This window comes from Roseixanthobacter liquoris, from assembly GCF_043195135.2.
GTDB lineage: Bacteria > Pseudomonadota > Alphaproteobacteria > Rhizobiales > Xanthobacteraceae > NCEH01.
On record NZ_CM195537.1, the window covers coordinates 3,163,985 to 3,177,280 of the forward strand.

Genomic DNA, 13,296 nt, shown 5'->3' on the forward strand with positions numbered 1-13,296 from the left:
GCGGGAGCGCGCGGCGTCAGGGCGAGAGCCGGCACGCACCGCATCTTTCCATCGGTCATACCCGCACTCGCCGCGGCAGACCATTGGCGAGATGACGCGCCGGGCCTACGCGATGAGGCGGAAGGACCGCCTCTAACTTCGGCCCCATGCCCGGTGGGACCCTAAATTCCTGAACTCAAATGCTTTTCAGAAAACGAACGGACGACGGCGGCGAAGCAGATCCTGCCCGCCGCCGTCAGAAATCACGCAGCTTCCACCGCAACCGCAGACATGGTGACCGTGCCACCCGCCTTTTCGATCGCCTCGACCGCCGACTTGGTGGCATAGGACACCTCAAGCGAAACCTTCGCCTTCAGCTCGCCCGAGCCGAGCACGCGCACGCCGTCCTTGGCACGACGCAGAACACCGGCCGCCACCAGGGCGGCGGCATCGATGGTCGCGCCGGCATCCAGCTTGCCCGCGTCGATGGCGGTCTGAATCCGGCCCAGCGACACCTCGTTGAAGTCGAGGGCGAAGATGTTGTTGAAACCGCGCTTCGGCAGGCGACGATGCAACGGCATCTGGCCGCCCTCAAAGCCCTTGATCGCAACGCCGGTACGGGCCTTCTGACCCTTGACGCCGCGACCCGCAGTCTTGCCCTTGCCGGAGCCAATGCCTCGGCCGACGCGCATGCGCTTCTTGCGCGCGCCTTCGTTGTCTCTGATCTCGTCGAGCTTCATCTGATGGCCCTCACTCGCCCTCGACCACGCGGACGAGATGGCCGACCTTCGCGATCATGCCGCGCACGGCCGGCGTATCCTGGAGAGTGGAGCGGCGATGCCGCTTGTTCAGGCCGAGGCCGACCAGGGTCGCCTCCTGCACGAACGGACGGCGGATCGGCGAGCCGATCTGCTCCACGGTTACGGTTTTTCCTTCAATCGCCTTAGCCATGGCGCGCTCCTGATGGTTGCTGCCTGGCTCAGTCCGTCGCTTCCGCGTCTTCAACGCGGCGGCGGGACTGGAGCTGCGATACCTTGATACCCCGGCGCGAAGCGACGGAGCGCGGGCTGTCCTGATTGACCAGGGCGTCAAACGTAGCGCGTACCATGTTGTAGGGGTTGGAAGACCCGAACGACTTGGCGACGACATCGTGGATGCCGAGGGTTTCGAACACGGCGCGCATGGGGCCGCCGGCGATGATGCCGGTACCGGCCGGGGCGGCGCGCAGGATGACCTTGCCGGCACCGTGATGCCCATGCACGTCATGATGCAGGGTGCGGCCTTCGCGCAGCGGCACGCGGATCAGCGCGCGCTTGGCGCTTTCCGTGGCCTTGCGGATGGCTTCCGGCACTTCACGCGCCTTGCCATGGCCGAACCCGACGCGACCCTTCTGGTCGCCGACGATAACCAGGGCGGCGAAACCGAAGCGCCGTCCACCCTTCACAACCTTCGCGACACGGTTGATGTGGACCAGCTTGTCCACGAACGTGTTGTCACGATCCTCGCGATCTCCGCGGTGTTCCCGTTCACGGGCCATTTCGCTACGTCCTTCGCGTCAGAACTGAAGGCCGCCTTCGCGGGCGCCCTCAGCGAGCGCCTTGACGCGCCCATGATAGATGTATGCGCCACGGTCGAACACGACCGCGGTCACGCCCTTCGCCGCCGCACGCTCAGCAACCAGCTTGCCGATGGCCTTGGCGGCCTCGGTATCTGCGCCGGTCTTCAGGGTGCCGCGCAGGTCCTTTTCGAGGCTCGAGGCGGCCGCTACGGTCTCGCCCTTCGCATCGTCGATGATCTGCGCATAGATGTGCTGCGAGGTGCGGTGCACCGACAGGCGGGGACGCCCGTTGGCCGCAACGCGAATCGCACGGCGCACCTTGGCCTTGCGGCGCGCCAGCGCCTCCAAATCCTTAGCCATGGTTCGCCTCCGTTACTTCTTCTTGCCTTCCTTGCGGAAGATGAATTCGCCTGCGTATTTGACGCCCTTGCCCTTATAGGGCTCGGGGCCGCGGAACTCGCGGATCTCGGCAGCGACCTGACCGACCTTCTGCTTGTCCACGCCAGAAACCAGCACTTCCGTGGGCTTCGGGGTCGCGATCTGGATCCCTTCGGGGATCGCGTAGATCACGTCGTGGCTATAGCCGAGCGACAGGTTCAGGTTCTTGCCGGCAGCCGCGGCCTTGTAGCCGACGCCGGTGATTTCGAGCTTCTTCTCGAAACCCTTCGTCACGCCTTCGACGAGGTTGGCGACCAGGGTGCGGGACATGCCCCACATCGCCCGATGGCGCTGCGTCTCGCCGCGCATGGAGACCTGCAGTTCGGCGCCGTTCAGCTCCGCCAGCACTTCTTCCACGAGAGTCAATTCCAGGGCGCCCTTGGGGCCCTTCACCTTCACCGTCTGACCGTCCACGCTGACATTGACGCCGGCGGGAATGGCGACGGGATGCTTGCCGATCTTCGACATGTTTCTCTCCGTCGCTCGCTCAGAACACCGTGCAGAGCACTTCGCCGCCGACATTCTTGTCGCGGGCGTCGTGATCGGCCATCACGCCCTGGGGCGTGGAAACGACTGCGATGCCGAGACCGTTCGCAACGCGCGGAAGGGTCTTGACGGACGCATAGACCCGGCGGCCCGGCTTGGACACGCGCTTGATCTCGCGGATCACCGGCTGGCCGTCGAAATACTTCAGCTCGATCTCGAATTCGGTCCGGCCGTTGCCGTGATCGGTCGAGGTGTAGCCGCGGATATACCCCTCGTCGCGGAGCACATCGAGCAGGCTGGCGCGCAGACGCGAACCGGGGCTCGAGGTCTTCTCCTTGCGCCGCATCTGGGCGTTGCGGATACGGGTGATCAGATCGCTGATGGGATCGTTGATGGACATGAGCCTCTCCTCACCAGCTCGACTTCACGAGACCCGGGACAAGTCCCTGGGACCCGAGCTCGCGCAGCGCGATACGGCTCATCTTGAGCTTGCGATAAAACGCGCGCGGGCGGCCGGTGACTTCGCACCGATTGCGCACGCGGATCTGCGCGGAATTCCGCGGCATCTGCGCGAGCTTGAGGGTGGCGGCAAACCGCTCCTCGATCGGCAGGGTCTTGTCGTTCACGATCGCCTTCAGACCCGCGCGCTTGCCGGCCAAGCTCTTGGAGAGCTTGCGGCGACGCTCGTTTGTCTCGATCGCGCTCTTCTTCGCCATGTCTTGCTCCTGTTCTCCGCGTCTGAAGAGGCCAAAACCCCTCCACAGCCGGAAAATCACAACCTTCTCTTGATTTGAGAGGGAAACGCGCCCGGCGGGAAACCCGATCCAGGCGCGAATCGCCTCTTCTATACCGTCACTGGCGGAAGGGGAAGTCGAAAGCGCGCAGCAGGGCCCGCGCCTCATCGTCCGTCTTCGCCGTGGTGCACACGATGATGTCCATGCCCCAGACCTGCTCGACCTGGTCATAGTTGATCTCGGGGAACACGATGTGCTCCTTGATGCCCATGGCATAATTGCCGCGGCCATCGAAGCTCTTCGGGTTCAGGCCGCGGAAGTCCCGCACGCGCGGCAGCGCGATCGTGACCAGGCGGTCGAGAAACTCGAACATGCGCGCCTTGCGAAGGGTGACCTTCGCGCCGACCGGCTGGTTCTCGCGCAGCTTGAAGTTCGAGATCGCCTTGCGGGCCCGCGTCAGGACCGGCTTCTGGCCGGCAATGCGCGCGAGATCGGCGGCGGCGGTCGTCGCCTTCTTGGTGTCGGCGGTCGCTTCGCCGACGCCCATGTTGATGACGATCTTCTCGATCGCCGGAACCTGCAGCGGGTTCTTATAGCCGAACTGCTCGATCAGCTTCGGCCGCACGACTTCGTCGTAGTGCGTACGCAGCCGGGGGGTATAACTCACCTCAGCCATCGATCCTCTCCCCGGAACGCTTGGCCACGCGGACCTTGGTCCCGTCTTCCAGCACCTGGAAGCCAACGCGGGTCGGCTTGCCATCCTTGGGGTCGGCGACCGCAAGGTTGGACAGATGGACGGGGGCCTCCTTCGAGATGATCCCGCCTTCCTTGTCCGCCGTCTGGCGCTGGTGGCGCTTGACGATATTGACGCCACGGACGAGCGCACGCTCCTCCTTCGGCATCACCTGAATGACCTCGCCGGAGCGACCCTTGTCGCGGCCGATGAGAACGACGACCTTGTCGCCCTTTTTGATCTTCGCCGCCATCACAGCACCTCCGGCGCCAGCGAGATGATCTTCATGTGGTTCTTGGCGCGGAGTTCGCGCGGAACCGGTCCGAAGATACGAGTGCCCACCGGCTCTTTCTGATTGTTGATCAGCACGGCCGCGTTGCGGTCGAAGCGGATCACAGAACCATCGACGCGGCGAATGTCCTTGGCCGTGCGCACCACGACGGCCTTCATGACATCGCCCTTCTTCACGCGGCCGCGCGGAATGGCTTCCTTGACCGACACCACGATGATGTCGCCAACGTGAGCATACTTCCGCTTCGACCCGCCCAGCACCTTGATGCACATGACGCGACGCGCACCGGAGTTGTCCGCCACGTCGAGATTGGTCTGCATCTGGATCATGACGCACCTGTTCTCGTCATCCAGCGCCGCCGGCAAGCCGGCATTGCCCGTTCCACATACCGTGCCCGCTCATCGGTACACGGTTCTCACTGCGATGCGGTCTCCACTCGGTCCAGGCGTCCCGAACTCGACGGACCCAGCATCGGAGCGCTTCGTTATCAGACCTCGGCCCGCTTCTCGCCCTGGATCACGATCCAGTTCTTGAGCTTAGACAGAGGCCGATGCTCTTCGATCCAAACGATATCGCCCACGTGATACGAATTCTCCGCATCATGCGCGTGATACTTCTTGGACCGACGAACGGTCTTCTTCAGCAGCGGGTGAGTGAAGCGACGCTCCACCCGGACCACCACCGTCTTGTCCTGCTTGTCGCTCACCACGACGCCTTGGAGCACGCGCTTCGGCATCGTTCCCTCACTTCGCCTTCGACGCGGCCGCGCCGCGCTTGGTGGTCTGCACGGTCTTGACCCGCGCGATATCGCGACGGATCTCCTTCGACCGCGCGGTGTTCTCCAGCTGACCCGTCGCCTTCTGGAAGCGCAGGTTGAACTGTTCCTTCTTCAGCTTCAGCAGCTCATCGGCGAGCTGATCGGGGCTGAGGGCCCGAACGTCCTCGGCTTTCATGAGCCTCTCCTCACTCGGCGATGCGCTGAATGAAGCGCGTCTTGATGGGCAGTTTCGCGGCGGCGAGCGTGAGAGCCTCACGGGCCGTCTCGACGCTGACACCGTCGATTTCGAACATGATGCGGCCGGGCTTGATCTTGGCCGCCCAATATTCAGGAGCGCCCTTGCCCTTACCCATACGAACTTCGGTGGGCTTGGAGGTCACGGGCACATCGGGGAAAACGCGGATCCACACCCGGCCGGCACGCTTCATGTGACGGGTCAGTGCGCGACGCGCGGCTTCGATCTGGCGGGCCGTCACACGCTCGGGCTCGAGCGCCTTGAGGCCGAATTCGCCGAAATTCAGTTCCGTGCCGCCCTTCGCGACGCCGTGAATGCGTCCCTTGAACTGCTTGCGGAATTTCGTGCGCTTGGGTTGCAGCATGGCTTATCGCCTTTCTCTCTGCTCGAGCGTCAGGCCGCGTCGCGATCGCGGTCGCGACCATGGTCGCGATCACGTTCACGCCGGGGCGGACGCCCGCTCGGGCCGTCGCTCTCAGCCAGGCGCTTGTCCTGGGCCATGGGATCGTGCTCGAGGATTTCCCCCTTGAAGATCCACACCTTCACGCCGCACGTCCCATAGGTCGTGAAAGCAGTGGCGGTGCCGTAATCCACGTCGGCGCGCAGGGTGTGCAGCGGCACACGACCTTCGCGGTACCATTCCAGGCGCGCGATCTCAGCCCCGCCGAGACGGCCGGAGCAATTGATCCGGATGCCTTCGGCGCCGAGACGCATCGCCGACTGAACGGCGCGCTTCATGGCGCGGCGGAACGCGACGCGACGCTCCAGCTGCTGGGCAATGGACTCGGCCACCAACCGCGCATCGATTTCTGGCTTGCGGATTTCGATGATGTTGATGAAGACCTCCGACTTGGTCATGTCGGCAACCTTCTTGCGAAGCTTGTCGATGTCGGCGCCCTTCTTGCCGATCACCACGCCCGGGCGGGCGGAATGGATCGTCACGCGGCACTTCTTGTGCGGACGCTCGATGACCACCTTGGACACCGCCGCCTGCTTCAGAAGCTTGAACAGCATCTTGCGGATCTTGATGTCCTCGTGGAGCAGCTGCCCGTATTCGCCCTTGTTGGCGAACCAGCGGCTATCCCACGTGCGGTTGATGCCGAGCCGCAGCCCGATCGGATTGACCTTCTGACCCATCAGGCCCGCTCCTCAACTTCACGCACCACGATGGTGATCTGCGCGAACGGCTTCTCGATGCGCGAGGCGCGACCGCGCGCACGCGGCGAGAACCGCTTCATCACCAGGCCCTTGCCCACATGCGCTTCGGCGACGATCAGATCGTCGACGTCCAGCTCGTGGTTGTTCTCGGCGTTGGCGATCGCGCTCTCGAGGCACTTCTTCACGTCGCGGGCGATCCGCTTGCGAGAGAACTCGAGATCGGCGAGGGCCGTCGCCACCTTCTTGCCGCGGATCAAACCCGCGACGAGGTTCAGCTTCTGGGGGGAGACGCGCAGATTGCGCGCAACCGCCTTGGCTTCGTTGTCCGCGAGAGCGCGGGGCTTTGCCTGCTTACCCATGGCCTATCACCGCCGCTTCGACTTCTTGTCAGCCGCATGCCCGTAATAGGTACGGGTCGGCGAGAATTCGCCGAACTTGTGGCCGACCATGTCTTCCGACACATAAACGGGGACGTGCTTCTGGCCGTTATAAACGCCGAAAGTAAGGCCCACGAACTGGGGGAGGATCGTGGAGCGACGGCTCCAGATCTTGATCGTATCATTGCGACCCGAAGCACGCGCGGTGTCTGCCTTCTTGAGCAGATAGCCGTCGACGAACGGGCCCTTCCAAATCGCTCTTGACATAAGTCAGGCCCTCACTTCTTCCGCTTGTGACGGCTGGTCACGATGAACCGATCCGTCGCCTTGTTGTTGCGGGTCTTCTTGCCCTTGGTCGGGAGGCCCCACGGGGTGACCGGATGACGGCCGCCCGAGGTACGTCCTTCACCGCCGCCGTGGGGGTGATCGACCGGGTTCATGGTCACGCCGCGGTTGTGCGGCTTGCGTCCGAGCCAGCGGTTACGACCCGCCTTGCCCAGAGAGATGTTCATGTGGTCCGGGTTCGAAACCGCACCCACCGTCGCGTAGCACGCGCCGTGCACCAGGCGCTGCTCGCCCGAGTTCAGGCGAACGATCACATAGCCATGGTCGCGGCCGACGATCTGCGCATAGGCGCCGGCGGAACGGGCCATCTGGCCGCCCTTGCCGATCTTCAGCTCGACATTGTGCACGATCGTGCCCACCGGCAGGTTCGACAGCGGGCCGGCATTGCCCGGCTTCACGTCGACCTGCTCGCCGGCGATCACGCTGTCGCCCACTGCCAGGCGCTGCGGCGCCAGGATATAGGCAAGATCACCGTCCTCGTACTTGACCAGGGCGATGAAGGCCGAACGGTTGGGATCATATTCGATCCGCTCCACCACGGCCGCCATGTCGCGCTTGGCGCGCTTGAAGTCCACCAGACGGTAGGTCTGCTTATGGCCGCCGCCACGGAAGCGAACCGTGACGCGACCATTATTGTTACGGCCACCCGAGGAGCTCTTGCCCTCGGTCAGCGTCTTCACCGGCTTGCCCTTGTAGAGGCCGGAGCGGTCCACGATCACGAGCTGGCGGAGGCTCGGCGTGACCGGCTTGAAATGCTTCAGCGCCATGGTCTTATTCCCGTCCCTCTGCTCACAGGCCCGTGGTGACGTCGATGGTCTGGCCCTCTTCGAGGGTCACGACCGCCTTCTTCACGTCGGACTGCACACCTTTGCGGCCTTTGAAGATCTTCACCTTGCCCTTGCGGACCAGGGTGTTGACGCTCTTCACCTTCACGTCGAACAGCTTCTCCACCGCCTCCTTGATCTGGGGCTTGGTGGCGGTGCGGGCGACCTTGAAGACGACCTTGTTGAATTCGCTCGCCGCCGTCGCCTTCTCGGTGATGACGGGAGACAGGATCACGTCGTAATGACGTGGCTCGATGTTCCGCTGCGGGCTCATTTGAAGCGCGCCTCCAGCGCGTCCACGGCTGCCTTGGTCAGGACCAGGGTGTCACGCCGCAGGATGTCGTAAACGTTGATGCCCTGGATCGGCAGAACGTCCACGTAGGGGAGGTTGCGCGCCGCCATGGCGACGTTGGCCTCCACTTCGGATCCGTCCACGATCAGCACCGAAGCCCAACCGAGCTTCGCGAACTGTTCCTTCAGGGCCTTGGTCTTGGGGTCGGTCAGCGACATCTGGTCGAGAACGACGATCTGCTCCGCCTTCGCCTTGGACGAAAGCGCATGCTTCAGCGCCAGGGCCCGCACTTTCTTCGGCAGGTCGATGGCGTGGGAACGCACGACCGGACCGAAGGCGCGACCGCCGCCACGGAACTGAGGCGCAGACGCCGCTCCGTGACGGGCATTGCCCGTGCCCTTCTGCTTGTAGAGCTTCTTGGACGTGCGGTTGATTTCCGAACGACCTTTGGTGCGATGGGTGCCGGCCTGGCGACGCGACAACTGCCACGTGACACACCGGTGCAGGATATCCGCACGGGGCTCGAGACCGAAAATCTCGTCCGAAAGTGTCACCGACCCTGCGTCGGATCCATCGAGCGTCTTGACGGCGATTTCCATCACGCGCCCTCCCCGTTCGTCGCTTCAGCCTGCACCTCGGCCGCGCCGCCATTGCCGTCGCGCAGCTTGAACGCGCCGGGCTTGGGGGCTTCGGTGGGCAGACGCTTCTTCACCGCATCACGCACCGTGATCCAGCCGCCGGCGTGACCGGGAACCGCACCCTCGACCGCGATCAGGCCGCGCTCGACGTCGGTCATCACGACCTTCAGGTTCTGGGTGGTCACGGTGACATCGCCCATGTGACCCGGCATCTTCTTGTTCTTGAAGGTCTTGCCGGGATCCTGGCGACCACCGGTCGAACCGATGGAGCGGTGGGAGATCGACACGCCGTGAGAGGCGCGCAGACCGCCGAAATTGTGCCGCTTCATACCACCGGCAAAGCCCTTGCCGATGGTGGTGCCGGTGACATCCACATACTGGCCCACGACAAAGTGGTCAGCGGTGATCTCGGCACCGACCGGGATGAGGCCTTCGGCATCCACGCGGAATTCCGCGAGCTTGCGCTTGGGCTCCACCTCGGCCACCGCGAAGTGGCCCCGCTCGGCGCGGGTGGTGTTCTTCGGCTTGCGACGGCCAGCACCGAGCTGAACCGCGACATATCCGTTGCTATCGAGCGTGCGGTGGGCAACCACCTGGCAGCTCTCAACTTTCAGCACAGTGACCGGGACATGTTCACCAGCATCCGTAAAGATGCGTGTCATGCCGACCTTCTGGGCGATGACGCCTGACCGCATGGTCGTGTCTCCTCGCCTCACTTCAGAGCTTGATTTCGACGTCAACGCCGGCGGCGAGGTCGAGCTTCATCAGCGCGTCCACCGTCTGGGGCGTCGGATCGACGATATCGAGCAACCGCTTGTGAGTACGCATCTCAAACTGCTCGCGCGACTTCTTATCGACGTGCGGAGACCGGTTGACGGTGAACTTCTCGATCCGCGTCGGCAGCGGAATCGGGCCGCGCACCTGCGCGCCCGTGCGCTTGGCCGTGGCGACGATCTCGCGTGTTGACGCATCGAGGATGCGATGATCGAACGCCTTCAGGCGGATTCGAATGTTCTGGCCGTTCATGGCTCTAGGGCTCCACGAAAGAGGGACGCATGGGCGAACCACGCGCCCCCGTTCAAACTTCTATTTCACTCGATGATGGAAGCGACGACGCCTGCGCCGACGGTCCGGCCACCTTCACGGATGGCGAAGCGCAGCTTCTCCTCCATGGCGATGGGGACGATCAGGGCCACGTCCATCGAAACATTGTCCCCGGGCATCACCATTTCGGTGCCCTCGGGCAGCGTGCAGATGCCCGTCACGTCCGTCGTGCGGAAGTAGAACTGCGGGCGGTAGTTGGTGAAGAACGGCGTATGGCGGCCGCCTTCTTCCTTCGTCAGGATGTAGGCTTCGGCCTTGAACTTCGTGTGCGGCTTCACCGAACCCGGCTTGCACACGACCTGGCCGCGCTCCACGTCCTCGCGCTTGGTGCCGCGCACCAGGATGCCCACGTTGTCGCCCGCCTGCCCCTGGTCCAGGAGCTTGCGGAACATTTCAACGCCGGTCACCGTCGTCTTGGTGGTCGGGCGGATGCCGACGATCTCGACTTCCTCGCCCACCTTGATCACGCCGCGCTCCACGCGACCCGTCACCACCGTGCCGCGGCCCGAGATCGAGAACACGTCCTCGATCGGCATCAGGAACGGCAGGTCCACCGGACGCTCCGGCTGCGGGATGTAGCTGTCCACCGCTTCCATCAGCTTCAGGACCGCGTCATGGCCGAGCTCGGGGGACTTGCCCTCAAGCGCCATCAGCGCCGAACCGTGGATGATCGGGATGTCGTCGCCCGGGAAGTCGTACTTCGACAGAAGCTCGCGCACTTCCATCTCCACGAGCTCCAGAAGCTCGGGATCGTCCACCATGTCGCACTTGTTCAGGAACACCACCAGCGCCGGAACGCCCACCTGGCGCGCCAGAAGGATGTGCTCGCGGGTCTGCGGCATCGGGCCGTCGGCCGCCGAGACCACCAGGATCGCGCCGTCCATCTGCGCCGCGCCGGTGATCATGTTCTTCACATAATCGGCGTGCCCGGGGCAGTCCACGTGCGCATAGTGGCGGTTCGGCGTCTCGTATTCCACGTGCGCCGTCGAAATCGTGATGCCGCGCGCCTTCTCTTCCGGCGCCTTGTCGATCTGGTCGTACGCCGTGAACGTCGCGCCGCCCGCTTCCGCAAGCACCTTCGTGATCGCAGCCGTCAGCGACGTCTTCCCATGGTCAACGTGACCAATCGTGCCGATGTTGCAGTGCGGCTTCGTGCGTTCAAATTTTGCTTTGGCCATGGGACTCTCCGTTGGGTCTCTCTGGCGATTTCTCGATCAGGGTTCGGTTATGAAGTTCAGGCGTATTTCGCCTGAACCTCCTGCGCGACGTTCGACGGCACCTGCTCGTAGTGGTCGAACTGCATGGTGAAGGTGGCGCGGCCCTGGCTGAAGGACCGCAGCGTGTTCACGTAGCCGAACATGTTGGCCAGCGGCACCATCGCATTGATGACGTTCGCATTGCCGCGCATGTCCTGGCCCTGGATCTGGCCACGGCGAGAATTCAGATCGCCGATCACCGAACCCGTATAATCTTCCGGCGTCACCACCTCGACCTTCATGATCGGCTCCAGCAGCACCGAGCCGCCCTTCTGAAGGGCTTCACGGAACGCCGCACGAGAGGCGATTTCGAACGCGAGAGCGGACGAGTCCACTTCGTGATACGCGCCGTCGGTGAGCTGAACCTTCACGTCCACCACCGGGAAGTTCGCCAGCACGCCCGCACCGAGCACGCTCTCGAGACCCTTCTGGACGCCCGGGATATATTCCTTGGGCACCGCACCGCCGACGATCACGCTCTCGAAGCTGAAGCCCTTGCCCACTTCGTTCGGCTCGACCGTGAACTTCACCCGAGCGAACTGGCCGGTACCGCCGGTCTGCTTCTTGTGGGTGTAGTCGACTTCGGTCTTCTTCGTGATGGTTTCGCGATAGGCCACCTGGGGGGCGCCGATGTTGGCGTCCACCTTGTAGGTCCGGCGCAGGATGTCGACCTTGATGTCGAGGTGCAGTTCGCCCATGCCCTTGAGGATGGTCTGGCCGCTTTCGAAATCGGTCGACACGCGGAAAGAGGGATCCTCCGCCGCCAGCTTCGAGAGGGCGATGCCGAGCTTTTCCTGGTCCGCCTTGGACTTGGGCTCGATGGCGATCTCGATCACCGGCTCGGGGAATTCCATCTTTTCAAGGATGACCGGCTTGGTGGTGTCGCACAGGGTGTCACCAGTGCGCACATCCTTCAGGCCGGCGAGGGCGACGATATCGCCCGCATAGGCTTCCTTGATGTCTTCGCGGTTGTTGGCGTGCATCAACAGCATCCGGCCGACGCGCTCGCGCTTGTCGCGGGTGGAGTTGAGCAGACCCATGCCGGTCTCGAGCTTGCCCGAGTAGACGCGGCAGAAGGTGATGGTGCCGACGAAGGGGTCGTCCATGATCTTGAACGCGAGAACCGACAGCGGCTCGTCGTCGCTCGGAAGACGAACGGTGTCTTCCTCGGTCTTGAAGTCGATTCCCTTGATCGCGCCACGATCGATCGGGCTCGGCAGATAGTCGACGACCGCATCGAGCAGGGGCTGGACGCCCTTGTTCTTGAAGGCCGAGCCGCAGAACACCGGATTGAACTTACGGGTCACGACCGCCTTGCGGATCAGCGACTTGAGGGTCGCTTCGTCCGGCTCGGTGCCGTCGAGGTACGCAGCCATGGCATCGTCGTCGAGTTCGACGGCGGCTTCCACCAGCTTGTTGCGATATTCGGCAGCCTTGTCGGCGAGATCCGCAGGGATCTCTTCGTCATGAAACTTCGCGCCGAGGGCTTCGTCTTCCCACACGACCGCCTTCATGCGGACCAGGTCGATGATGCCCTTGAAATTGTTCTCGGAGCCGATCGGCAGCTGGCAGCACACGGGGTTGCCGGCCACGCGGTCGATGATCATCTCGACGCAGCGGTAGAAGTCGGCGCCGGTCTTGTCCATCTTGTTGACGAACACGATGCGGGGCACGTTGTACTTGTCGGCCTGGCGCCACACCGTCTCGGTCTGGGGCTCGACGCCCTGGTTGCCGTCGAGCACGCAGACCGCGCCGTCGAGCACACGCAGCGAACGCTCGACTTCGATGGTGAAGTCCACGTGGCCGGGGGTGTCGATGATGTTCAGGCGCTTGCCGTTCCAGAAGGCGGTCGTCGCAGCAGAGGTGATCGTGATGCCACGCTCCTGCTCCTGCGTCATCCAATCCATGGTGGCGGCGCCATCATGGACTTCGCCGATCTTGTGGCTCTTGCCGGTGTAATAGAGAATTCGCTCGGTGGTCGTGGTCTTGCCGGCATCAATGTGGGCCATGATGCCGAAATTACGGTAGTCCTCGACGGCGTTAATGCGCGGCATGACTGAGGTCCTCTC

At 63.6% G+C, this 13,296-nt stretch carries 23 protein-coding genes; all 23 read right to left on the minus strand.

Translation table 11 applies throughout. From position 1 onward, the window contains the following. Positions 1-242 precede the first annotated feature (242 nt). The 23 genes from rplO to fusA all read right to left on the minus strand — a co-directional run bounded on the left by rplO (position 243) and on the right by fusA (position 13,281). Positions 243-719 carry a 50S ribosomal protein L15 gene (rplO, locus tag V5F84_RS14190; RefSeq protein WP_394044999.1) on the minus strand — a complete coding sequence of 159 codons (477 nt, stop codon included), beginning with the start codon at positions 717-719 and terminating at the stop codon, positions 243-245. Positions 720-729: 10 nt separating this feature from the next. Further along, on the minus strand, positions 730-930 hold the full coding sequence (gene rpmD, locus V5F84_RS14195; protein ID WP_394045001.1) for a 50S ribosomal protein L30: 201 nt from the start codon (positions 928-930) through the stop codon (positions 730-732). Between the two features lie 28 nt (positions 931-958). Next, positions 959-1,516 carry a 30S ribosomal protein S5 gene (gene rpsE / locus V5F84_RS14200; RefSeq protein ID WP_348845067.1) on the minus strand — a complete coding sequence of 186 codons (558 nt, stop codon included), beginning with the start codon at positions 1,514-1,516 and terminating at the stop codon, positions 959-961. 18 nt (positions 1,517-1,534) lie between these two features. Then, positions 1,535-1,897 carry a 50S ribosomal protein L18 gene (gene rplR / locus V5F84_RS14205; protein WP_348845066.1) on the minus strand — a complete coding sequence of 121 codons (363 nt, stop codon included), beginning with the start codon at positions 1,895-1,897 and terminating at the stop codon, positions 1,535-1,537. A 12-nt stretch (positions 1,898-1,909) separates the two neighbouring features. Next, on the minus strand, positions 1,910-2,443 hold the full coding sequence (gene rplF, locus V5F84_RS14210) for a 50S ribosomal protein L6 (RefSeq protein WP_394045003.1): 534 nt from the start codon (positions 2,441-2,443) through the stop codon (positions 1,910-1,912). Positions 2,444-2,462: 19 nt separating this feature from the next. Continuing rightward, positions 2,463-2,861 carry a 30S ribosomal protein S8 gene (gene rpsH, locus V5F84_RS14215; protein WP_394045005.1) on the minus strand — a complete coding sequence of 133 codons (399 nt, stop codon included), beginning with the start codon at positions 2,859-2,861 and terminating at the stop codon, positions 2,463-2,465. A gap of 10 nt (positions 2,862-2,871) precedes the next feature. After that, positions 2,872-3,177 (minus strand): 30S ribosomal protein S14, encoded by a 306-nt coding sequence (gene rpsN, locus V5F84_RS14220; protein WP_348845063.1) that lies wholly within the window; start codon positions 3,175-3,177, stop codon positions 2,872-2,874. A 136-nt stretch (positions 3,178-3,313) separates the two neighbouring features. Beyond that, complete coding sequence (rplE, locus tag V5F84_RS14225; protein ID WP_348845062.1) at positions 3,314-3,871, minus strand: 50S ribosomal protein L5; 558 nt, start codon at positions 3,869-3,871, stop codon at positions 3,314-3,316. Beyond that, on the minus strand, positions 3,864-4,181 hold the full coding sequence (rplX, locus tag V5F84_RS14230) for a 50S ribosomal protein L24 (RefSeq protein ID WP_394045008.1): 318 nt from the start codon (positions 4,179-4,181) through the stop codon (positions 3,864-3,866). The genes rplE and rplX overlap by 8 nt, the downstream gene beginning before the upstream one ends. Next, positions 4,181-4,549: a 50S ribosomal protein L14 gene (rplN, locus tag V5F84_RS14235; protein WP_029006297.1), complete on the minus strand. Its 369-nt coding sequence runs from the start codon at positions 4,547-4,549 to the stop codon at positions 4,181-4,183. Before rplN ends, rplX begins: the two co-directional genes overlap by 1 nt. A 158-nt stretch (positions 4,550-4,707) precedes the next feature. Continuing rightward, positions 4,708-4,956, minus strand: a complete 249-nt coding sequence (gene rpsQ / locus V5F84_RS14240; RefSeq protein WP_394045010.1) for a 30S ribosomal protein S17 — start codon at positions 4,954-4,956, stop codon at positions 4,708-4,710. A 7-nt stretch (positions 4,957-4,963) separates the two neighbouring features. Beyond that, on the minus strand, positions 4,964-5,173 hold the full coding sequence (gene rpmC, locus V5F84_RS14245) for a 50S ribosomal protein L29 (RefSeq protein ID WP_348845059.1): 210 nt from the start codon (positions 5,171-5,173) through the stop codon (positions 4,964-4,966). 10 nt (positions 5,174-5,183) lie between these two features. Then, a complete protein-coding gene (gene rplP, locus V5F84_RS14250) occupies positions 5,184-5,597 on the minus strand; it encodes a 50S ribosomal protein L16 (RefSeq protein WP_348845058.1) in 414 nt (137 codons plus the stop codon). Positions 5,598-5,626: 29 nt separating this feature from the next. Next, a complete protein-coding gene (gene rpsC / locus V5F84_RS14255) occupies positions 5,627-6,370 on the minus strand; it encodes a 30S ribosomal protein S3 (protein ID WP_394045012.1) in 744 nt (247 codons plus the stop codon). After that, positions 6,370-6,750 carry a 50S ribosomal protein L22 gene (gene rplV, locus V5F84_RS14260; protein WP_348845056.1) on the minus strand — a complete coding sequence of 127 codons (381 nt, stop codon included), beginning with the start codon at positions 6,748-6,750 and terminating at the stop codon, positions 6,370-6,372. Before rplV ends, rpsC begins: the two co-directional genes overlap by 1 nt. A gap of 6 nt (positions 6,751-6,756) precedes the next feature. After that, the gene (rpsS, locus tag V5F84_RS14265; RefSeq protein WP_209105111.1) at positions 6,757-7,035 is read right to left on the minus strand and encodes a 30S ribosomal protein S19; all 279 of its coding nucleotides are present in this window, start codon (positions 7,033-7,035) and stop codon (positions 6,757-6,759) included. Positions 7,036-7,046: 11 nt separating this feature from the next. Further along, positions 7,047-7,880 carry a 50S ribosomal protein L2 gene (gene rplB / locus V5F84_RS14270; RefSeq protein WP_394045014.1) on the minus strand — a complete coding sequence of 278 codons (834 nt, stop codon included), beginning with the start codon at positions 7,878-7,880 and terminating at the stop codon, positions 7,047-7,049. A gap of 22 nt (positions 7,881-7,902) precedes the next feature. Then, a complete protein-coding gene (locus V5F84_RS14275; protein WP_348845054.1) occupies positions 7,903-8,211 on the minus strand; it encodes a 50S ribosomal protein L23 in 309 nt (102 codons plus the stop codon). Next, positions 8,208-8,828 carry a 50S ribosomal protein L4 gene (gene rplD, locus V5F84_RS14280; RefSeq protein ID WP_394045016.1) on the minus strand — a complete coding sequence of 207 codons (621 nt, stop codon included), beginning with the start codon at positions 8,826-8,828 and terminating at the stop codon, positions 8,208-8,210. The genes V5F84_RS14275 and rplD overlap by 4 nt, the downstream gene beginning before the upstream one ends. Further along, positions 8,828-9,562 (minus strand): 50S ribosomal protein L3, encoded by a 735-nt coding sequence (gene rplC / locus V5F84_RS14285; RefSeq protein ID WP_394045018.1) that lies wholly within the window; start codon positions 9,560-9,562, stop codon positions 8,828-8,830. The genes rplD and rplC overlap by 1 nt, the downstream gene beginning before the upstream one ends. Before the next feature lie 22 nt (positions 9,563-9,584). Continuing rightward, positions 9,585-9,893 (minus strand): 30S ribosomal protein S10, encoded by a 309-nt coding sequence (gene rpsJ / locus V5F84_RS14290; RefSeq protein WP_348845050.1) that lies wholly within the window; start codon positions 9,891-9,893, stop codon positions 9,585-9,587. Positions 9,894-9,958: 65 nt separating this feature from the next. Then, entirely contained in the window at positions 9,959-11,149 is a 1,191-nt protein-coding gene (gene tuf, locus V5F84_RS14295) for an elongation factor Tu (protein ID WP_509277114.1), read from the minus strand. 56 nt (positions 11,150-11,205) lie between these two features. Continuing rightward, positions 11,206-13,281, minus strand: coding sequence for an elongation factor G (fusA, locus tag V5F84_RS14300; RefSeq protein WP_394046823.1), 2,076 nt, complete (start codon positions 13,279-13,281; stop codon positions 11,206-11,208). Between the last annotated feature and the right edge of the window lie 15 nt (positions 13,282-13,296).